The following is a 20741-nucleotide window of genomic DNA, read 5'->3' on the forward strand; positions in this document are numbered from 1 at the left end:
GCAACTTTTTGATGGGGGCTTTGCGCGACGAGATGAGTAGAGCGCGGGAACGGACGCTCGAAACCCTTGGATCGACGTGCAGACGCTGCTCGGCCGAAGACGCGCGCGGGGGGGTATCGAGGGGAGCCTAGAATGGCGATCGGCATCTAGTGCAACTGTGCGAAAGTCCCAAGACCGTCTCAGGTCGTTGTCGTTGTCGTAATCGAATATTCGCCATGTCGAGACCGCGATCACGATTACGACAACGACAACGACAACGACAACGATGAGGCAACGGTCTCGGAACTTGGGCAGCGAAGCACTAGACGGACCAGCCAGCGAGCAGATCGCCGGACGACAGGTTCAAGGGGGCGATCAGCCCGTCCGCGGATCACGTAGCATTCAGCCGAAAAAGATTAGCTGAACCGTGAAGCGCGCGAAGGATTTCAAGGTCTTGCCTCGGAACCGGCGCTCACCGTCCGGGTGAAGCGCCAGCATGGAACAAGCCTTTGTTTCTTCGCGTCCCTTGCGCCTTTGCGGCTGCAACCGCTGGATTTAGACTCGCGGCGAACGCTAACCGCCGCAGCCCCAAAACAGCCCAGCAGATCAGCTTGACTTGGATGCTTGCGCCGTCGAGACGCGCTCGGCAGATACCCGCTCTTCCCCGGCATTGCGCGCCGCACGCTCGGCGGCATCGCGCAGCTGCTTTGCCGCCGAGATACGCACCAAGACGGGCTGCGACTCGACGATGCGATCGAAAAGGGCACGCGCATCCTCGTCCCAGGGCAGCTCACGGTGCAACCGCGCCGGCGTGGGATCGACCTTGTCCAGATCAGTACCGAGCGGAAGGATATTGAAGAGGGCATCGAAGAGGGCGTTACAGACCTCCTGCACGAGGTAGGTCGCACCCGCGTAGCCCATAAAAGGTGTTCCGGTGTGACGGCGAATCACCGTCCCGGGGAAGGAGGCTGGTATATAGGTGGCGCGACCGCCGATCTCCGACAGATACATGCGCTCGTTGTAGCTGCCGAAGACGATCAAGGGCGTCTTCTCATGCACGGCCTGACGGATGACGTCGTTGTTCGGCTTCACGCCAGCCTTGCGCGCAAAGGCGAAGCTGCAGGGCAGCCCGAGTTCGTCCTCCAGGTAGTGCTGGAGCCCGCGCGCGTAGGTCTCGGTGGCGGCGACACCAAAGCTCGCCGTACCGAAGAAATCTTGCGTGACCGAGCGCCAGAGATCCCAGATAGGCTTGATGGTCGTGTGTTTTTCCTTCTCGATGAAGGGCTCGGGATCCAACCCCAGGATCTCACCGAGTGCGCGCAGGAACTTCGTCGTGCTGTGCAGCCCGATGGGCGCCTGCAGGAAGGGGCGATCCAACGCCTCGCAGAGCTTGCGTCCCACCTCGCGATACATGCAGATATTGGCGTCGGCATCGGCCAGCTTGGCGACATCGTCCAGATGGCTGCCGAGCGGAAAGGTCATATTGACCTCGGCACCCATACCCTCCACCAAGCGCCGGATCTCCGCCACATCCGAAGGCGTATTGAACATGCCGTACATAGGGCCAATGATGTTGACCCGCGGGCGCTCCCCTGCCTTCGGCTGACGCTTGGGCACCACACCTTTCTTTGGACCGTACTGCGTCCACAGCCAGTAGATGGCGCGATCGGCACTCTGCCACTGATCCTCGTCGATGGTGCGCGGCAGGAAGCGCACGACATTGGTCCCCGAGGGCGTCACGCCGCCACCGATCATCTCGGCGATCGAGCCCGTCACCACCACCGCCGGGCGCGTCGGATCCAGCGTCTTATAGGCACGCCGCATGGCCTGCTCGGTGCCGCTCTGCCCCAGTTCCTCCTCCCCGAGCCCGGTCACGACCACGGGAAGCTCATGCGGCGGCAGACCGTCGGTGTAATGCAACACAGCGGTGACAGGCAGATTCTCACAACCGACCGGGCCGTCGATGATGACTTGCAGACCCTTGACGGCAGTGAAGACATAGACAGAGCCCCAGTAACCGCCGGCGCGGTCGAGGTCATTGATCAACATCGGTAAAGCGTCCTCTCTCTGGGACCAAAAACCTGAAGAGACGGCATGGCTATCAAGGCATGCGTGCAGCGCTGCTTTCGAAGACGCTCACCAGAGCCTATGCGCCCTTTGAATCGAGATCGGACAGGACCAACAGGAGCCTTCTCGATCAGCTCGGATAGGAGCATCGCCCTATCGATCCCGTCCACTTATGCGCAAGCAGCGCCTATCACGCTGACTTCGCGGCACGGCGGGCGCCGGTTTGCTTCGGCTCGCGCTTGACCGGCTTGTCTTGCCAGATGCCACTGGTGTCGCCCTCGCCCACACCGTCGAAGAAGGCGCGCATCACCTTGAAGCGCTCCTTGTTGCCCAGCGCCGCATTGATCACCTGCGCCAGCGAGCCCGCGCCTGCAGGCCCCATGAGCGGCCGCGCCGAAATGAGGTTGGTGAAGTAGAGCGCCGGAATCTGCAGCTCTTTGGCGGCCTGCACCACGGGCGTCGTGCCGATCGCCAAATCCGGGTCCAACGCTTTGACCGCCGCCAAGTCCTGCTCGAGCGAGGCGCGAAATTGCACCGGGACGCCACGCGCCTCGAGCCAAGCCAGGTCCGGCTCGTTCCAAGGGGTTCGCGGACAGGCCGTTCCGACATAGGGAACCTCGGCGCCGGACTCGATCAGCAAGCGTGCGACCAGCAGCTCGGAGCCCTCGTAGCCGGAGACGATGACGCGACCCTTGATCGGCATCGCCGAAAGCGCCCCGTCGATGGCGGGAAGGAACTTGTTCTTCGCCGCATCCACCTTATCCTGCGCGACACCGCAGGCCTGACCGATGGCATCCAGCCAAGCAGCGGTCCCCTCCCGCCCCACGGGCGCCGAACCGACGATGGGGCGCCCAGCGGCCGCGAGTTCGCGGCAGGAGGCGGTGTACTGCGGGTGGATGGCCGCGCCGACGCGACAATCCAGCGCGGCGTAGAGTTCACGCCACTCACGCGTGGGCACCACAGGCCCAACCGCCAGACCGAGCGGCTCCAGCATCATGCCGATCCCCACGGGATCCGCCGGAAACATCTCGCCAAGCAGCGTCACCGTCGGACGCTCGCTGCGCCCGCCGCGCGGCGCCTGAACCGGACCCTGCTCCGCCTCGTGACGCGCGTACTGAAGCATGGCGCCGGCCATGACGTCCTTGGCCTCGGCATGGGTCGGCACACCAAAGCCGGGCACATCGATGCCGAGGATCCGCACCCCGTTCAGCTCCTTCGGCAGCAGCCGCAAGGGCACGCCCGAGGCCGTCGGCACACAGAGATTGATAGCGACGATGGTGTCGAGCTGCTCCGGGTCCGCCAGCTTGAGCACCGCCTCGCGCGCATCCTCGAAGAGACGCCCGGAAACGAGCGACTCGGAATCGAAGGGCACATAGCCGACGGAGCGCCGAGCGCCGTAGAAGTGCGACGTAAAGGTCAGGCCGTAGACACAGCAGCCCGACCCCACCAGCACCATGGCCGTGCGCCGCATCCGCAAGCCCACGCGCAGCGCGCCGAAGGCCGGGCACATGGTCTGCGGCTGATCGTGAGGACCGGCTGGATAGTCGGCCGCAAGCTGCTTGAGCAGCTCGGCATTGCCGGCAGCTGCCGCGGCGGACTTCAAGGTCTCGGCGCTCGAGCAGTCGGGCCCCTCTGGGGCTTGATCATGGTCGCTCATGAGAAGGTTCCGCTACTGACTCAGACGTCGTCGTAGACGACTTCGAGCGACGGCTTGGCGATCGCCGCCGCATCACACATGTCTTCTGGCTGCGCCGGCTCCAACTTGACGTGGCGCCCGACATCGTCGCCCTTGAACAGATCCAGCAGGGCCTCGTGCTCCAGGGGTTTCGGACGCACCGGCGGCGCCTCCGCAACATTGGTCGCCAGCTCACTGAACAGCGGCGCCCAGTCCCCGCCAGGCCGGCCGATGATCTCGTAGTTGGCGCTCTTGCGGCGGATCTCCTCGTGCGCCGGGATGGTGGCCAGCACGGGCACGCCGACAGCATTCGCAAAGGCCTGAGCCTCGCCCGTCCCGTCGTCCTTGTTGATCACCATGCCCGCGACACCGACGTTGCCGCCCAAACCCGTGAAATACTCCACGGCCGAGCAGACGTTATTGGCGACATAGAGCGATTGAAGATCGTTGGAGCCAACGATGATGACCTTTTGGCACAGGTCGCGCGCAATGGGCAAACCAAAGCCGCCGCAGACCACGTCGCCCAAGAAGTCCAGCAAGACATAGTCGAAGTCCCACTCGTGGAAGCCCAGACCTTCCAGCAGCTCGAAGCCATGAATGATCCCGCGCCCGCCGCAGCCGCGTCCGACCTCGGGTCCGCCAAGCTCCATGGCGAAGACACCATCACGCTTGAAGCAAATGTCGCCAATGGCCACCTGCTCGCCAGCGCGCTTCTTCTCGCTGGAGACCCCCAGGATGGTCGGGCAGTTGCGACCACCGAACAGCAGGGTCGCGGTGTCGCTCTTGGGGTCGCAGCCGATCAGCAAGACCTTCTTGCCCTGCTGAGCCATCATGTAGGAGAGGTTGGCCAGGGTGAAACTCTTACCGATGCCGCCCTTTCCGTAGATGGCAATGATCTGAGTTTCTTTGATCGCCGGAGCTGCGGCCGGATCCGTTGATGCTTGCCGCGACGCGGTCAGCGCGGGACCTTTGACGGGTACATTCACGAAATCGCTCTCCAATCAAGAATCATCTTCAGGCAGCTGGGATCACCGAATGCCGTGCGGTAGGCGCTATCGGCCTCGGTCGCGGGCACGCGATGGGTGATAAGCCCATCCAGGGACAAACGGCCAGACTCCAAAAGCGACCGCACCGCAGCGAGATCAGACGGCTGAAACTCGGCCGCGATGCGGAAACGCGCCTCGCGCATGAACGCCGGCGGAAAGGTGAAGCAGACAGGCTGGCTGTAGAAGCCGCCGAGCACGATCTCCCCGCCCCGAGCCATGCGCGCAACCAGGCTGTCCAGGATCTCGGGATCGCCGCTCATGTCGCAGATGCGACTGTAGTCGCGCCGTGGATCATCGTCCGGCGCCATCACATCGTAGCCATAGCCCTCGGCACCTGACATCCGCGCCGGATTGGTCTCCCAAACCACCGGGCGGGAGCCCTCTCCCAGCGCCGCGATGCGCGCCAGCAAACGTCCCAGGACACCATGCCCCACGATCAGCTCGACATGGGGTGACGCGGGGCCGGCGATGGCGTGATAGGCGGTGGCCGCCAGCGCCAGCAGCACGGCCTGCTCGCCAAGTGCGTCGTCGACCGCCAGGAGACGCTTCGCGGGCACCACGACCCGTGAAGACGCCCCGCCAAAGAGACCGCGCACCTCGCCGTAGCAGACCGCACCAGGCACGAACACAGGCTGTCCGACCTCGAGACCAGCCTGGGGACCCGCGAAGACGACGCGGCCGACCGACTCGTAGCCCGGCACGAGCGGATAGCCCATTCCAGGGAATTCCGGCATGCGGCCGGACCAGAGCAGGCGCTCTGTACCCGTGCTGATGCCGCTCCACTCGATGTCGACCACGACATCCTCGTCGGTCGGCGGCGTCAGCGCCAGCGTTCTTAAGGACAGGCGCTCCGGCTCCTCGAGCACGACCGCCAAGGCTTCGAGATTCGGGATAGTAGGGCTCAAAACGTGACTCGAAACAGATTGATACTGAAGGATGGGACAGTTTAACCAAAGTTGACTGTCAGTCTAGGGCGATTGGAGCGGATTTGATCTGAAATCGGTCGAGATGGCGCCGGTCGCCCGAGCGCGGCCCGCCGAGTCTGGGGCACAAAGGAGGGAAGACCAGCGAGCGAGGCTTCGCCTCAGACCGCCGCGTCATGCCATCGGGATCGCTATCGGGATCGCTATCGGAATCGGGATCGGGATCGCTATCGTCGGTTCGATCCCGATCCCGACCCTGATCCCGACGGCCTTGGATGGTCGGACGCTTCATCGAAATTTGACTCATCTGCGAGCATTTTGCGTCCTCAAGGATTCTAAACCCCGACCAGAGCGGGATGCGTAATTTTAGGCGGCACCGGTCTCGAAAAAACTACGTTTCTCGGTCTGGACGCGGTTTAGGGCCAGGCTCGACGCAGCTCAGCCGACGCGACGAGCCACCATGACCTGAGTCAGGAGCGGCTGACGGGTCGGGAGCTGACGCACGCGATCGAAACAGGTATCCCGCAGCATCTGCTCGATCTCCGCCGGCGTCCGCGGGCGTCCCTTGCCCATGGCGAGCAGATAGAAGCCGAAATAGGCATCACCGACCGGCTCGACGCCCCGCGTGCCGGACATGGGCTCCGCAACCAGAAGCCGCCCGCCTTCGGGCAGGGCGCTGCAGCTTGCCGCAAGAAACGACTGCGCCGTGCGGTCGTCGTGATCGTGCAGCACACGCACGAGCGACAGAATATCGGCCCCTTGCGGCAGCGGATCACGCAGCACGTCGCCGCCGATCGCCGTCGCCCGATCGGCCAGCCCTTCACGCTCGAACCGAGCACGCGCGCGCTCGGCGACGGCCGGCAAATCGAAGAGGATGACGCGCAGGTGAGGCCAGCGCTTCGCCGCCGCTACCAGGAAGGTGCCGTCCCCGCCCGCCACGTCGAGGAGACAGCGATGCTCTTTGAGCGAGTAGGCATCCAGCACCTCCGAGGCGATCAAGCGCTGCGAATCGGCCATCAGCTCCGTATAGCCCTCGACCGCAGACCCGGCGGCCGCCGCCGGAGGCTCCGAGCCGGTATAAGTCCAGAACTTCATAAGCTCGCGCTGCTCGACCTCACCGCGCAGCAAGGCCACCGGATCACGAAGGTCCGCGTAGGCCATGGCATGGTGTTCGATCATGGCGACGATTCCGGGATTACCGATGATGGCCGCACCCAGCTCACTCAAGGCGAAGCGATCACGCCCGCGCGCCTCGGCAAGCCGCAGACTCACCGCAGCCCGCAGCAGACGGCGCGCACCCTCTGGGGGCAGATTCAGTCGCCCGGCCAGATGGTCGGTCGACTGCACGCCATCGGCGAGGATATCGAACAGCCGCAGCTGCACGCAGGCAAAGAGGACTTGGGAGTAGACGAAACCGGCGACGATGTCGAACAGCTGGCGCGAGCGACGTCTCGCGATCCAGCGCGTCAAAGGAAATGCGACGGCCCAGCGTTGAAAGCCCGGGCTCGAGAGCACACGATTACGTAGGGTGAGGAGCCGATCAGGAAGCCACACAGATTTACTACCGCGTCTTGTCTCGGGCCGTCGGGGCTAAGGCGCCCCGCCCTGCTATGCGGAGGTGCTAGGCCGCACGCTGAGCCAGATCCTTCGGCATGATATGGCGGGACTCAGCCATCAGGACTTCACCCAGCTTATCGCGGCCGGGACAGGGCGGAATCGCATCGATCGCCCCCTTGACCAGTTGACGAAGTCGATCGATGGCCCCGTCGACCCCAAGCTCGCCGGCCGCGCTCGGGCGATTGAGCAAGGCATCGCGACCCACCGGCTTGCCGACTTCCTGAGCACTGGCTGCGACATCGCGAAGATCGTCCGCAACCTGGTACGCCTCGCCGATGCGGTCGCCAACCACGCGCCAAGCATCTGCGTCAGCGCCTGCAACCTGAGCCCCGGCAGCCGTCGCGGCCGCGAAGAGAGAGCCCGTCTTGGCACGGTGATAGTCCTCGACCGACACGCGCGGCTCGCACTCCCAGGCCTGACCGGCCGTGATGCCGTGCGGCATACCCACGGAGCGGCTGATGGTCAGCAGCAGCGGACCGAGTCGCTCGGGGCTGGCGGCCAGGCTGCGCGCCAGATGCTCGAAGGCCAGGATGATCAAGGCGTCGCCCGCCAAGACCGCAAGGGGCTCACCGAAGGCGCGATGGACCGAGGGAACACCGCGGCGCAAGGGCGAGTCATCGAAACAGGGAAGATCGTCATGGACCAAGGAGGCACAATGCAGCAGTTCGATCGCGGCCGCCGCGGCATCGGCCGCCGCGTAGTCAGTGCTGCCGCAGGCAGCGGCCACGGCGAGGCAGAGCCTAGGGCGCACGCGCGCACCGCCAGGGAAGACGGAATGACGAACTGCTTCAGCAAGACGTGGAGGACAGCCCGAGGCAGCCACACTATCTATGGCAGAGGCCAAGGCCTGCTCGATTCTTGTTGTGGCATCCATCGGTGCTCCCCCGGTAACCGCAGTCAAATGTAAGGAATAATTGACACTTATGTGCGTCATGTACAATAGACATCTACATCCGATGCGTCAACGCAAATGCAGGGAGGCCTGATTGTGATGTCCACTCGAAAACTGATGCCCACCCAAAAGGCTGTCGTCATCGGAGCCGGCGTCGGCGGACTCGTCACGGCCGTCCAGCTCGCTGCCCGAGGGCTCCAGGTTCAGGTCCTCGAGCGCGCCAGCACCCCGGGCGGCAAGATGCGCGAGGTTGCTGTCGGGGCAAGTCGCATCGACGCCGGCCCCACGGTGCTCACCCTGCGCGAAATCTTCGAGAGCGTCTTCGCGGATGCTGGCGCAAGACTCGAAGATTATGTGCGGCTGGAGCCGCTCGAGATCATAGCACGCCATGCCTGGAGCGAGCATGAGCGACTCGACCTCTTCGCCGACCATGAGCGCACCGTCGAGGCGATCGGCGATTTTGCGGGCGCCGCAGAGGCCGATGGCTATCGCGCCTTCTGCAAGCAGGCCCGCATGGTCTACGAAACGCTGAATGAGACCTTCATCCGCGCCTCGCGCCCCAGCTTCCTTGGCCTCATGGGTCGCTGCGGCCTCCGCGGCTTCGGCAACCTAAGCGACATCAAGCCCTACGACAGCCTCTGGAAGATTCTCGGAGGCTACTTCAAGGATCCACGGCTGCAGCAACTCTTCGGCCGCTACTCGACCTACTGCGGCTCGTCACCCTTCCAGGCGCCAGGCACTGTGATGCTGATTGCGCACGTCGAACAGCAGGGCGTCTGGTCCGTGCCCGGCGGCATGCATCAGATTGCCCGCGCGCTGGCGAGTCTTGCCGAACAGCACGGCGCCACCATCGAATACGATAGCGAGGTCGCCGAGATCCTCACTGAACGAGGATCGGCCACTGGCGTCCGGCTCGCCAGTGGCGAGGTCAGGCAGGCGGACGCCGTGGTGGTCAACGCCGATCCGGCCGCTGTCGCCAACGGTCTGTTCGGGAAAGCCGCAAGCCGTGCCGTCGCCCGCGTCGGACCGAGCCGCCGTTCCTTGTCTGCAATCACCTGGTGCCTGACGGCCGAAACCCGAGGCTTCCCCTTGGTGCGGCACAACGTCTTTTTCGGCGGGAGTTCCGCCGCCGAGTTCGACGACGTCTTCAAGCACGCGAGACTCCCACGCAACGGCACCGTCTATCTCTGCGCCCAGGACCGCAGCGACCAGGGCGGCGCCCCCTTGAGCGGCCCTGAGCGGCTCCTCCTGCTGCTGAATGCGCCCCCAAGGGGGGATTTGCATTCATTCGACGCAGCAGAGATCCAGGAATGTGAGCAGCGGGTGTTCTCGCACCTGGAAAACTGTGGTCTACAGGTACTCAGAGCGGCGGAGCCCTGCCTGGTCACAACGCCCACCAAGTTCGACCGGCTCTTTCCAGCAACCGGGGGTGCGCTCTACGGCCAGACCACCCACGGATGGCGATCACCCTTCAATCGCCCCGCCTCGCGCACGCGCATTCCACGCCTCTACCTGGCGGGCGGGAGCACGCATCCGGGCGCAGGCATCCCTATGGCGGCGATGTCTGGTCGATTGGCGGCGGCCCGCCTGATCGAGGACCTCGGTTCGACTTGAGTGTCGTCCGCGACGACTGCCTCCGCCAGTACCTATGGATGCGCTCGACGAAGCGGCGCCGCACGCGCGATCGCGGCGCGGCGCCTATTCCACGTCGCTTCGCCCGCAGGATGCCCGGTGCCGACTCGACCGACTGGGTGAACCGAGGATCAACGCCAGAGAGCTTCGGCAAACCGCGCGAAGCCCTGAGCTTGGCTCAGCTCAATGCCCGCGGTATCCGGAAACGGATCAGCTTCTGCACCCAGCGCGAGCTAAAGCGGTCAAGACAGACGCTCTCATGCATCGCCGTCACCCGCTCACCGAGCAGATGCGTCTCCAGCACCGAGCGCGTGTAGAAGGGCGTATCCTCCAGGGTCTCGGTCACGCGCGCGGACTCCTGCGGATCCGCCCGCGTGCCGCGCCGCACCAGCCATCCCGTGTTCGGCAGCCTCACGCGCGGCGGCGGCTCGAAATGCTCCACGTCGCCGCTGGGAGCGAAGCGCAAGCCCAGAGGCGGCTTGTGCCCTTCGCGCTGAGTGACGTCATAGAGAATCGCGACGCCACCATCCTCTAGCATCGCGCGCGACCACTCCCAACTCTGGAACGCCCTTTCCAACGGCTCGGAGCCCCAGTTGGAGTCCAGGTATCCGCTGCCCGACCAGCGTAACGATGGCCGCTCGAGATCCACCTCGACATGCGCGCGCGGAGCGATCGGCGCCCAGTAATGGCGCCCCGCATTGTCGAGGCGGTACGGCTGGCCCGCCAACACGCCAGGATAGACGCGCACCGTGCCACGGATACGCGAGGGCAAGGGCACCGTCACCTCATCGATCTGGATGGTCAGACAGGTGCCATCCCAGGACAGCGCACTCGGCCCGATCTCCAGCGAGGAGACATCCCGCCGCAGCGCGGAACGCCCCCGTTCGGTCATGCTCCAGCGTTTACACTCGCCATAGAGCGCGACATTCAGCGAGTTGTGGTTCAGCGGATCACTGTCGCCCTGCTGACGCGCCTTGAAGTAGTAGGGGGAGAAGCAACTGCCGAGCTGAGCAATGAGCGTGATCCCATGCCGCCCGTCGTCGCTGAGGGCGTCGACATACCACCAGAGGTAACCCTCCGGCATGACCGGCGCGTCGAAGCGCGGCCCGACCCCGGGCTCGCAAGCAGCAAGCAGAGCGACCTCGTCACCACCACGACCCTCGACGCCGAGCGCGCCTCCCGGCCCTTGTGGGGAGACGTCATCTCGAGCGCCCTCAATCTGGTCGCCTTCATTGCTTCCAGCCGGCCGTGCATCGTTCACCTGTAGCGCTCCGGGTTGTTGAAAGTCTAGTGCTCGCATAACGCCATCTCCAATGCAGCAAAGAATCGTGCATCGTCGGTCACCGACGCCCTGATCAAGCAGAGCAGCCGCGCCGCCGCAGTCCTGAGTACGGACATACAGGTTAGAAGCCGCGGGCAAACGCGGTAATTGCTCATCGCCGAGTTCACGGGTGTCGGTTGAACAACTGGATAAGGAAGAACAGATTGCGATGCCGCATCGGAATCCCCGAGGCAACCGCCACCGCTGATCCCGATCAGGGAGCTGCGGAACTCGCGAAACAGAGGACCCACATGGCCTTCGCGGGACCCCGGAATAGGGAATCGCTGCAGCACCGGGTCATCGGTGTCGACCTTGATCATCGTTTCGGCCGATCGCTTGTGCCTATCTGTAGCCAGGGCTTCTAGCCCTGAGATCGTCAGGCCAAGATGGCCTGACGACAGAGTCAGCTTTGCAGCCGGCCGGAACGATGATCAAGGTCTCAGTGTCCTTCGAGGTTTTTCAAGGTGAGGTTCGGACAGCGATTCCCAAGACATGGCACCAAGCGATTTCGACCTTAGCAAGTGTCCATCAATTGTTTCCCGATGCGAGGGATGCCGCCCGAAATCCCCCCTAGCCCCCCTTTGCGAAAGGGGGGAAGTTGTTGATGGACGCTTTCTTAGCCCCACCCGTAGGTCATTGGCTTGGCCACCATCCAATAAAGGGCGGCAAGCAGCGGCACCGTCGAGAGGAGACCCCAAACCAGCCAGATGCGACTGTACTTCCGATATTCTGGCGGCACCTCGCCAATGACCGCGAATTCCTGCGCGAGACGCGCCTGCTTGACCTGGAGCGGCACGAGAATGCCCAGCCAAACGGCTCCCGCCACGGCCAGCATCAACTGCCCGAGGACGAGCCAGGGGGTTCCGAACAGCGGCAACTGCCCCACGAAGGCAGCCCCATAGCCACCGACGACCAACAGAAAACCGCCGGACAAGGTAAATGAGAAGTCGGTTACAGTCACCAACCACTGGGCAAAAGCCATGATCTGCGTCTTACTCGTGCGATCGGCAAACACCTTCCAGAGGGCCGTGACCGTTACGTTTCCGGCCATCAATATAATCCCTAAGATGTGCAGGGATTTAAAAAAGGGATACCACTCCATAAGTGACGTTCACCCCGTGGACTAGAGGACAGAAAGGTACCGATCCCTCAAGGGCGTTGACGCAGACAGTTGAGTAACCGATGCGCGCTAGCTGGAGTATGACCGGACGACTTGGGAGCCTACCAGGCATGCCCAACGATGGCGCCGACGGCCTCATTGCGGTAGACAATGCCGTTACACTGGCCAAAAACGGCGCGGCGGCCGCATTATAGTGGCGGACATCTGGGTTGTATAGGCAGCGCTACGGTAAGCAGTGGACGGTCGTCAGTGTCCCTGTGCTAGACTTCGCACCCGCGAAAATGTGCATACGCCGACGGGGCCAGTCGGGTTTGATTCGGCGATCATCGGAGCGGTACAAGGCATTGCAGATCGGCCAGACATCAGGAGGCCTGTTGTGAAAGTTGTTGTTTTCGGCGCGACCGGCAAGACCGGACGCACGGTGGCGTTGAACCTGCTCGCCGCAGGCCATGAGGTGACCGCCTTTGCCCGCGATCCGGCAAAGTTCTCCTCACACACCTATGAAGGGCTCACGATCCTCAAGGGGGACGCCCTGAACGCGGACGATGTGGCGTCCGCCGTGGCCGGTCAAGACGCGGTCGTGGTCAGCCTGGGTGATTCCCTCAACCCCGTTGTCCTGAAGCTGGGAGCCAAGCTGGGCGTCAAGCGCAACACCCCGCCCAACATCTGCGAGGTTGGCACGGCCAATGTGATCGCCGCCATGGAGGCAGCCTCGGTCAAGCGCATGATCTGCATCACTTCCTACGGCGTTGGCGACACCCGCAACAGGCTGTCGCGCGTGTTCAAGCTCTGGTTCCGCGTACTGCAGCTGGGCGAGCAACTGGCCGACAAGGAGCAGCAAGAGAGGCTGGTCAAGGGCTGCGACCTGAACTGGACGCTGCTCCAACCGGTTGGCCTGACCGACGGCGCAGCCACTGGACGTTGGCTGGCCAGCACTTCCGGCGACAGGCGCAAGCGAACCGTCAGCCGGGTCGATCTCGCCGACTTCATTGCCCAAATCCTTGACGGTGACCGCTACGCCCGGGAGACGGTCGTCTTGTCGCAATACAGCATATCGGAACGCGATTTTGCGGCAGAGAAGGCCGCCGCACAGGGCACTTAGACGCGCTCAGAGAATCCTGATACCTCTCTGCCTCGGATCATCGTTGTCGCTGTAGAACAACAAGGGGCGAATGAATTCGCCCCTACAGCGCTTGCGGGCAATCCTTTCCCGGAAATCGCCCTGAACTGCGCACTTCAGGCTAGACGCGGTTTCATCTCATTGATGTCTGCGCCATCGCGCCATCGCCCGCGCGCGCTCTTTCGCGCGACCGGCACCGACGCTCACAGCCACAGCGGCGCCCTTCACGCAAACCGCACTCCAGCCAGTTGTTCCGAGGTGTCCCATAGCCGGGCAGCGGCTGAGACGTCTAGCGCCAAGGGCGGTATCTCCGCCTCTCCGGGCGGGCCCTTGAGTTCGTGCCACCCCGTCGGCCCGTAAAACCCGCCGCCCCGCGCATCCGGGGAGGTCGCGGCAAAGAGGATCGGCAAGACGGCCTGGTCGGCCGCAGGGCTGAGCGGAAGCAAGACCGGCTTGGTGATCCGCCATAGCCTCCCGAGCAGGCCACGCGAGGCGGGGCCATTGCCGATAATGTCAGTGCGGGCATAGCCTGGATGGGCAGCCATGCCATCGACCCCCCAACCCGCGGCCTCGCTGCGGCGCTGGAACTCCAATGCCAACATCAGCATCGCCAGCTTGGTCAGCCCATAGGATCGGAAGGGGACATAGGCTCGCTCGGACTGCAGATCAGTGAGATCGATCGAATCCAAGCCCGCAGCGAGACTGCTGACAGTGACGAGACGAGCGCCGCGAACGCGCCGTAACAGCGGCAGCAGCCGGGCCGTCAAAGCGAAATGGCCAAGATAATTGGTGGCGAACTGAAGCTCGAAGCCATCGACCGTCTCCTGCCGCTCAGGCAGCGCCATGACGCCGGCATTGTTGACGAGCAGGTCGATGCCCCGACCCGCGGCGAGCAGCGTCCCCGCAAAGGCCTCGACCGAGGCGAGCGAGGCGAGGTCGAGCCGCTCGAAGCGCAGCGTCGCATCAGGATGAGCGGCGCGGATGCGTGCGAGGGCGTCGGCGGCCTTTGTCTCGTTGCGACCCGCCAACACGACCTCGGCACCCGCCGCCGCGAGCGCGAATGCAGCCTCGTAACCGAGCCCGCCGGTCGCTCCGGTGACGACGGCAAGCCGCCCGCTTTGCGACGGGATGTCGACAGTTGTCCAACCCATCGTCTATTGATCTCCATAGAAAATAATGGGAGGCGTGCCAAGTTACGGCGAACGCCTGGGCACTGCATTGACATTTCGGGAAGCCTGCCCCTCATCCGAGAGCGCGCGGCCAGACCCCAGCGACCGGCTTTCGGTCTTGCCTTTCGGTGGAGACTAGGGGCTTGCCCGATTTTGATTCGTCCATGACCCGCTGCCGCAGATGCGGGGTTTGACTCGCGCTTTACCGGGGGCCAGCAACCTGGGGCTCATGTGACCGCCTCGGCACTCGGCCGACGCGCCACGGCCAGGACGTAGTCGAACCCTTCATGCAGACTCTCCTTGGGAGAGCGACGAAGCAGCCATCCCACTGGACCAAGCCGCTGTCGCAGCCCGGGGTCCTCAAACAGGGCGCGATGCCAGCCCGGCAGCACCTGGTCGCGGATGGATTCCACCGACACCGCCTCGAACCCGGCTGCGGCGAGCTTTGCAGCATAGACATCGCGCGGATAGACGTTGGCGCGCGGCACCGAGAGCGCAGCGCGGATGACGTCGTTCATGAAGGCCCGCACTGGGTGCCGCCACGGATTGACATTGGGTCCGGTCGGTATCGAGTCGGCGAGCACCAGGCGCCCACCCGGCCGCAGCAGACGGGCGGCCTCGGCGAAGAATTGCTCGCGAGTGTCGAAATGGAAGGCACACTCGAGCGCAATAACCACGTCGCAACAGGCGTCTGGCAGCCCGGTCGCGGTTGCTGAGCCTTCGCGCAGATCGATACGCTCCTCCAAGCCAAGCTCCTGGACGCGCGCTCGCGCCACCCGGACCTGCTGGGGCGTGATATTGATGCCGATGATGCGTCGCGGCGCAAAGCGCTGGGTCCAATAGATATCCTGATCGGCGAACCCGAAGCCGACATCCACGACCTCGTCGTCACTCGTCAGGCCGGCCGTCTGACCGACCAACTCGACCATCGCCTCGCAGGCCTCGTCGATGTTCCTGGCCTCGGGCCAGTAGCCGAGGTTCAGGTACAACCCCTGCTCGGTGAAGGCATGGGTCGAGGCGATGCGATACAGCAAGCGCGCCGGCAGTGTCGGGATCCACAGCCCCCCTCCCCCACCGACCGCTCCCTTGGACTCGACCGCTCCCTTGGATTCGCTCACTGCAGCCTCCTGCGACTGACGGCTTGAAAAACGGGCGTCGATCATCGTTTCGGCCAGTCGTCTTCCGGAGGGTGGACAAGCGCGGCGCAGTCCACCAACGCCGACGCGGGATTCGGTGGACTTCGCTCTCGCTCGTCCACCCTAGCGGCCCAACTGATGACCAAGGCAGAAAACGACTTGCCGCGTCAACTCTTGACCGAGCCTTGGCGACCCCGCTCTTGCCACCGCTGCCACAGATCAGTCAAGTGGATGACGAGCGCAACGAGGAAAAGGGATGAAATCCAAACCCAGTCGGCACCCGCGAGGGCCGCGCGCGCGGCCAGCAGCAGACAGGTACCAGGGGCAAGGATGAGCAGGGTTGAGAGCGGCGACAAGGGGCAACGCCCCTTGCGCCACAGCACCATGAGCAAGATCGCCTCCAGGGCAATCAGTGACAGAACCAAGTCGATGGAGTGCCCGCTGGCAAAGAATTCGTTCACGGCTTGTGGTCTACCCCTTCTGCCTTAGGTGATTTCCGAGCGCCCCGCGCCCAGAAGCATGGAACCCAATACTAAGCGCCCGTCAGTGCGGAGAGCAAGACAGTTGGCAGTTCAAGCAAGCATCGCAATGAGCCTGTCTGCCGCGCGCGCGGCACCATCGACAGCCTCCAGATCAGCGGCCAACCGCGTCGCGGCTTGCTCATACCGAGCCGTGCTGAGCACGCACTCCAAGGCTACAACCAGCTTGGCGGTGGTGAGCCTTCGCATTGGGATCACAGGCGCGACGCCGAGTGCGGACGTGCGGCGGGCATTGTCCGGCTGATCGAATGCCACGGGCACGATCACCTGTGGACGCCCAGAGCGCATTGCCCGCGCCAAGGTCCCGATTCCGCCTTGATGGACGACTGCGGCCGCATGCGGAAACACCTCCGAGTAGGGCAGATAGGGGAAGGCCCGAATCCCAGCTGGCAGCGCACCGAGTTGCGTCGACCCGGTCAGCAGCACGGCCCGACGCCCCAGCCGCACCGCGGCCGACACCGCATGCTCCCAGAAGGAGCCGGCAGCCAATACGGCCAAGGATCCTAAGGCAAAGACGAGCGGCGCCTCACCCTCGGCCAGAAAGCCTCTGAAATCGGCGAGCTGAGCCGGATCGGCCTCACCGTCATAGACAGGGCTTCCCGTGATCTCGGTGCCTGCTGGCCAATCCGGCTGGGGCGCGGCGAGCACCCGGTCGAACAAGGCCAAGTTCAGGTAGGGTGAATACTGCCCATCGAACAGCGCCGGACCAGCCAGCGCCGAGACCCCGAGTTCTCGACGCAGCGCGTGCAAAGGCGCCTCCCAGGTGAAGACCTGCTTCCTGGCCCTGGCGAAGGCCGCGCGATGGAATTTCGGCCCCAGCCGCCGGAATCCGAACAGCCAAGCGGCTGCGGGGATCAGCGGCGGATCGTAGGTCGACATGAAGGAGATCGGCGCGAGCAGCGTCGCCACCCAGGGCAGCCCACGCTGCTCCGCCACGATGGACGCCGTCATGCCAAAGGTCTGGGAGACCAGCAAGTCGACACCCCTAGCCGCCTCCATCATCACCTGGTGGGTCTCGCGCAGCTGGGGCATCACCAGTTCGCGCACCAAGAACTCTTCGCCCCCGCGCGCAGCGAGCATCCGCTCTGCAGCCGCCTGGTAGTCGCCCTGAAGGTTCGCGATTGGCGCGGTTTCGACGAACTCGACCCCAGCACGCTCGACGGATGCCCTGTGCTCCCCGTTGGTGACGATGACAGCACCATGGCCGCGCTGAAGCAGGTGCTTGGCCACCGCGATGTAGGGGTAAAGATCGCCGAGCGACCCCATGGTTGAAAAGAGAATACGGGCCACGCCCCTCCCACTCAAGCTGTATTCGCAACAGGTCCTGGGTTGAGGCGATTGTCGGAAAATCCCATACCAGGGCGGCGCCGGATCGAGGTTCGCCCTCCAGGAGCACCGGCGAGAGCATCGCCGGGCTGGGTGACCGCCGGTGCGCCAGGACCGACAGGCGTGCGGTTCAGTCCAATTTGGATGCCACCCCCCAGACGCACAAGCGGGGCGCAACACCTGAGGTTGCGCCCCGCTTGTCGCGTGACGGGCGAGCCGAGAGACGCGGCCTTAACGCAGGCTAACCGCGCGCTCGCGTTCTTCCATCTGCTCGAACAACTCCAGCACCCACATCACGCGATTGCCGCTGACACCGCTCGAAGCTGGTTTGCTCTCCGGTTGCGGTGTCTCAGCAACGACCGCGTCGACCAAGAAACGCGTTTCTTCGAGGACGGAGTCGGCAACAGAACGCGAGGGCAGCATGGCCTTACCGAGGATGGGCGCCAAGAGTTGCAGCTTCCGCTGCGGCGGCACCACGGCGCGCTGAGAGATGGAGTCCAACCCCTGACGCTCGACCTGACGGCCGATCTCGGCATAGAGATAGCGTGCGGCATTGATGCCCGCGCGGCAGCCCATCGGCAGCCCGGCGATACCGGCATCGGAGCGCTGATAGAGCCTATCGGCCGTCTCCAGCATGCGCCGGATCACTGCGGCCAGGGCATCGTTGAAGACGGGTTTTTCCAGCCAGACATCGGGATCGATCCCGGCCTCGCGCATCCAATCGCGCGGTAGATAAAGCCGACCGTTGCGGGCATCCTCACCCACGTCGCGGCAGATGTTGGTGATCTGCATGGCGACGCCGAGGTCACAGGCACGCGCCACCAGTTCTTCAGACCGCGCGCCCATGAGCGCCGCCATCATAGCGCCAACGGTGCCCGCCACCCGCGCCGAGTAGGAGTAGACGCCGGAGATGTCCTCGTAGCGACGCCCCTCGGCATCCCACTCGAAGCCTTCGAGCAAGGCCTCCAGGAGCCGCTTCGGCATGGCAAAGTCGACGACCACGTCAGCCAAGGCGCGGTCGGCCGGATCGTCGATCGGCCGGCCGTCGTAGATGCGGTCCAACCGATCATGGAGCATTGCAAGCGCCTCCGCCTGCAGCACTGGATCGTCGCCGACACAATCAATGGCATCATCGGCAATGCGACAGAAGGCGTAGAGCGCCATCGCCGGATCGCGGAAACGCTGCGGGAGCAGGAAGGACGCCGCATAGAAGGAGCGCGAGCCACAGCGCAGCAGGTCACGACACGCGACAATGTCTGCTGCCGACGCGTGTTTCTTCTTCATACCGTTCTGATTAGACGAAGCTTGAGGCATCCGGAACCACCGTATCGAGGACCCGTGCGGAAGAGATCACCCCAGGCACACCTGCGCCTGGATGGGTCCCCGCACCGACCAGATAAAGACCATCCACCTCTTCGCTCTTGTTGTGCGGGCGGAACCACGCACTCTGCGTCAAGATGGGCTCTAGACTGAAACCCGCGCCCAGGTGCGAATTCAAGCGATGCTTGAAGTCCTGCGGCGTGGTCACGAGAGAGGTCGCGATCTGATCTTCCAATCCTGGAAGTACCGTCTCGCTCAGATAACGGGCGATCCTGGCGCGGTACGGCTCCGCCTGGGCCTCCCAATCGGTCTCGCCTCCTAGATGCGGGACCGGAGATAAGGCATAGAAGGTATCACAGCCTTCAGGTGCCAAGCTCGGATCGGTCGCCGTCGGACGGTACAGATAGAGACTGAAGTCCTCGGCAAGCGTCTTTTGCTTGAATATCTCTTGGATCAGACCGCGATAGCGCGGTCCGAGCAAGATCGTGTGGTGCTTCACATCCGGATACTGACGCTTGGTGCCGAAGTACCAGACGAAGAGCCCGTTGGAATACTTGGAGCGCTCGATCTTGCTGTCCGTCCAGCGACGGCGCTTATGACCCGTCAACATCTTGCCGTAGGTCGTCGCGGGATCGACATCGGACACGACCACCTGAGCCGGGATCTCCTCGCCCGAGTTCAGGCGCACGCCCGCCGCCTTGCCGTTCTTGACCAGGATCTGATCGACCTCCGCCTGGTAGCGGATCTCACTGCCCTGCCCCTCGATCAGACTGACCAACCCCTTGACGATGGCGCCTGTGCCGCCCATCGCCGAGTGCACACCCCACTTGCGCTCCAAGAAGGAGATCAGGACGTAGATGGATGTCACGGTGAAGGGGTTGCCGCCGATCAGCAACGGATGGAAGGAGAGCACCTGGCGGATATAGGGGTCCTTGATGTAGCTGGACACCATCCCATAAACGGTGCGATAGCTCTGCAGCCGCGTCATGTCCGGGACGATCTTCGCCATGTCCATCACGGAGTTGAAGGGGACATGCGCCAGATCTTCGAAGCCGACCTTGAACACCGCCTCGCTCATCTTCATGAAGCGGTCGTAGCCCGCGACATCGGCGGGCGAGTACTCGGCGATCTGCGCCTTCACCTTCTCGGCGTCACCGCTGTAGTCGAAGATGCGGCCATCGTCGAAGCGGATGCGATAGAAGGGATCCATCAGCCTCAGGTCGATGTCGTCTTCGAAGCGTCGACCCGCGAGATTCCAAAGCTCCTCGAGCAGGAAGGGCGCCGTGATGATGGTGGGCCCGGCGTCGAAGCTGAAGCCGTCGCGCTCATGGACATAGGCACGCCCGCCTGGGGCGTCCAACTTCTCGAGGATGGTCACCTGGTAGCCGCGAGCGCTGAGACGCACCGCAGCGGCGAGACCACCGAAGCCACTGCCGATCACGACGGCATGCGGTTTTTTCTGCCCGGAGCGACGATCAGGAGACTGTGGAGCTGCAACTGTCAACTTCTTATTACCCACCTAACTGTCAAGAATTGTTGACAGTATAGCAGGATGCCGGCCGTGCGGCTTCCTGATACCGATCAACAAAAATGGACGGAAATCAAACAGAAGAATCAGGGGATTGCCGGAAACCCTCAGAGCAGGTGGTGCGGGATCAGGGTTCGCCTTCAAGGCACGCCGAGGAGCGCATCGCCGAGTGATGGGCGTGGATCACTGTGTCGCCCAGTTTCAGGCAAAGCGACGTGGGAGCGGCGCCCCCCCCCAAACAGCCCCCCGAATCGGCGGGGGCCCCCGCGCACCCCCAACACGCGAGGCACCCCAACGCGGTAAAAGGCCCGAGATTAACCCCACCAGCCCG

At 63.9% G+C, this 20741-nt stretch carries 17 protein-coding genes; 2 read left to right on the forward strand and 15 right to left on the reverse strand.

Annotation, left to right across the window (positions count from 1 at the left end; translation table 11 throughout):
- Positions 1-585: 585 nt before the first annotated feature.
- From bchZ to G3480_RS11385, 6 genes are all read right to left on the reverse strand, one after another.
- Positions 586-2028, reverse strand: a complete 1443-nt coding sequence (gene bchZ, locus G3480_RS11360; protein ID WP_164654009.1) for a chlorophyllide a reductase subunit Z — start codon at positions 2026-2028, stop codon at positions 586-588.
- Positions 2029-2236: 208 nt separating this feature from the next.
- Positions 2237-3703, reverse strand: a complete 1467-nt coding sequence (gene bchY, locus G3480_RS11365; RefSeq protein WP_164654010.1) for a chlorophyllide a reductase subunit Y — start codon at positions 3701-3703, stop codon at positions 2237-2239.
- 20 nt (positions 3704-3723) lie between these two features.
- Positions 3724-4707 carry a chlorophyllide a reductase iron protein subunit X gene (locus G3480_RS11370; protein WP_164654011.1) on the reverse strand — a complete coding sequence of 328 codons (984 nt, stop codon included), beginning with the start codon at positions 4705-4707 and terminating at the stop codon, positions 3724-3726.
- Positions 4704-5672, reverse strand: coding sequence for a chlorophyll synthesis pathway protein BchC (gene bchC / locus G3480_RS11375; protein WP_164654012.1), 969 nt, complete (start codon positions 5670-5672; stop codon positions 4704-4706). The genes G3480_RS11370 and bchC overlap by 4 nt, the downstream gene beginning before the upstream one ends.
- A 456-nt stretch (positions 5673-6128) precedes the next feature.
- Positions 6129-7160 (reverse strand): methyltransferase, encoded by a 1032-nt coding sequence (locus G3480_RS11380; protein WP_206171672.1) that lies wholly within the window; start codon positions 7158-7160, stop codon positions 6129-6131.
- A 151-nt stretch (positions 7161-7311) separates the two neighbouring features.
- On the reverse strand, positions 7312-8181 hold the full coding sequence (locus G3480_RS11385; RefSeq protein ID WP_164654014.1) for a polyprenyl synthetase family protein: 870 nt from the start codon (positions 8179-8181) through the stop codon (positions 7312-7314).
- A 135-nt stretch (positions 8182-8316) separates the two neighbouring features.
- Here G3480_RS11385 and crtD point away from each other — a divergent pair, with 135 nt between their 5' ends.
- Positions 8317-9813 carry a 1-hydroxycarotenoid 3,4-desaturase CrtD gene (crtD, locus tag G3480_RS11390; protein ID WP_164654015.1) on the forward strand — a complete coding sequence of 499 codons (1497 nt, stop codon included), beginning with the start codon at positions 8317-8319 and terminating at the stop codon, positions 9811-9813.
- 196 nt (positions 9814-10009) lie between these two features.
- Here the strand turns inward: crtD and G3480_RS11395 are convergent, their stop codons facing one another.
- The 3 genes from G3480_RS11395 to G3480_RS11405 all read right to left on the reverse strand — a co-directional run bounded on the left by G3480_RS11395 (position 10010) and on the right by G3480_RS11405 (position 12254).
- Complete coding sequence (locus G3480_RS11395; protein WP_338114118.1) at positions 10010-11092, reverse strand: carotenoid 1,2-hydratase; 1083 nt, start codon at positions 11090-11092, stop codon at positions 10010-10012.
- Between the two features lie 26 nt (positions 11093-11118).
- A complete protein-coding gene (locus tag G3480_RS11400; RefSeq protein WP_164654017.1) occupies positions 11119-11472 on the reverse strand; it encodes a hypothetical protein in 354 nt (117 codons plus the stop codon).
- A gap of 296 nt (positions 11473-11768) precedes the next feature.
- The gene (locus tag G3480_RS11405) at positions 11769-12254 is read right to left on the reverse strand and encodes a DUF2269 family protein (protein WP_164654018.1); all 486 of its coding nucleotides are present in this window, start codon (positions 12252-12254) and stop codon (positions 11769-11771) included.
- Between the two features lie 394 nt (positions 12255-12648).
- Here G3480_RS11405 and G3480_RS11410 point away from each other — a divergent pair, with 394 nt between their 5' ends.
- Positions 12649-13374, forward strand: a complete 726-nt coding sequence (locus G3480_RS11410) for an NAD(P)H-binding protein (RefSeq protein WP_164654019.1) — start codon at positions 12649-12651, stop codon at positions 13372-13374.
- Between the two features lie 242 nt (positions 13375-13616).
- Here G3480_RS11410 and G3480_RS11415 read toward each other — a convergent pair whose 3' ends face one another.
- The 6 genes from G3480_RS11415 to G3480_RS11440 all read right to left on the reverse strand — a co-directional run bounded on the left by G3480_RS11415 (position 13617) and on the right by G3480_RS11440 (position 20386).
- Positions 13617-14543 (reverse strand): SDR family oxidoreductase, encoded by a 927-nt coding sequence (locus G3480_RS11415; protein ID WP_164654020.1) that lies wholly within the window; start codon positions 14541-14543, stop codon positions 13617-13619.
- A 245-nt stretch (positions 14544-14788) separates the two neighbouring features.
- A complete protein-coding gene (locus tag G3480_RS11420; protein WP_164654021.1) occupies positions 14789-15679 on the reverse strand; it encodes a methyltransferase domain-containing protein in 891 nt (296 codons plus the stop codon).
- A 185-nt stretch (positions 15680-15864) separates the two neighbouring features.
- The gene (locus tag G3480_RS11425; RefSeq protein ID WP_164654022.1) at positions 15865-16158 is read right to left on the reverse strand and encodes a hypothetical protein; all 294 of its coding nucleotides are present in this window, start codon (positions 16156-16158) and stop codon (positions 15865-15867) included.
- A 111-nt stretch (positions 16159-16269) separates the two neighbouring features.
- Positions 16270-17526: a nucleotide disphospho-sugar-binding domain-containing protein gene (locus G3480_RS11430; protein WP_164654023.1), complete on the reverse strand. Its 1257-nt coding sequence runs from the start codon at positions 17524-17526 to the stop codon at positions 16270-16272.
- Positions 17527-17793: 267 nt separating this feature from the next.
- Positions 17794-18846, reverse strand: a complete 1053-nt coding sequence (locus G3480_RS11435) for a phytoene/squalene synthase family protein (RefSeq protein WP_164654024.1) — start codon at positions 18844-18846, stop codon at positions 17794-17796.
- A 10-nt stretch (positions 18847-18856) separates the two neighbouring features.
- Positions 18857-20386, reverse strand: coding sequence for a phytoene desaturase (locus tag G3480_RS11440; protein WP_206171674.1), 1530 nt, complete (start codon positions 20384-20386; stop codon positions 18857-18859).
- Between the last annotated feature and the right edge of the window lie 355 nt (positions 20387-20741).

Source organism: Thiorhodococcus mannitoliphagus (genome assembly GCF_010915725.1).
In the GTDB taxonomy this organism is placed as follows: domain Bacteria; phylum Pseudomonadota; class Gammaproteobacteria; order Chromatiales; family Chromatiaceae; genus Thiorhodococcus; species Thiorhodococcus mannitoliphagus.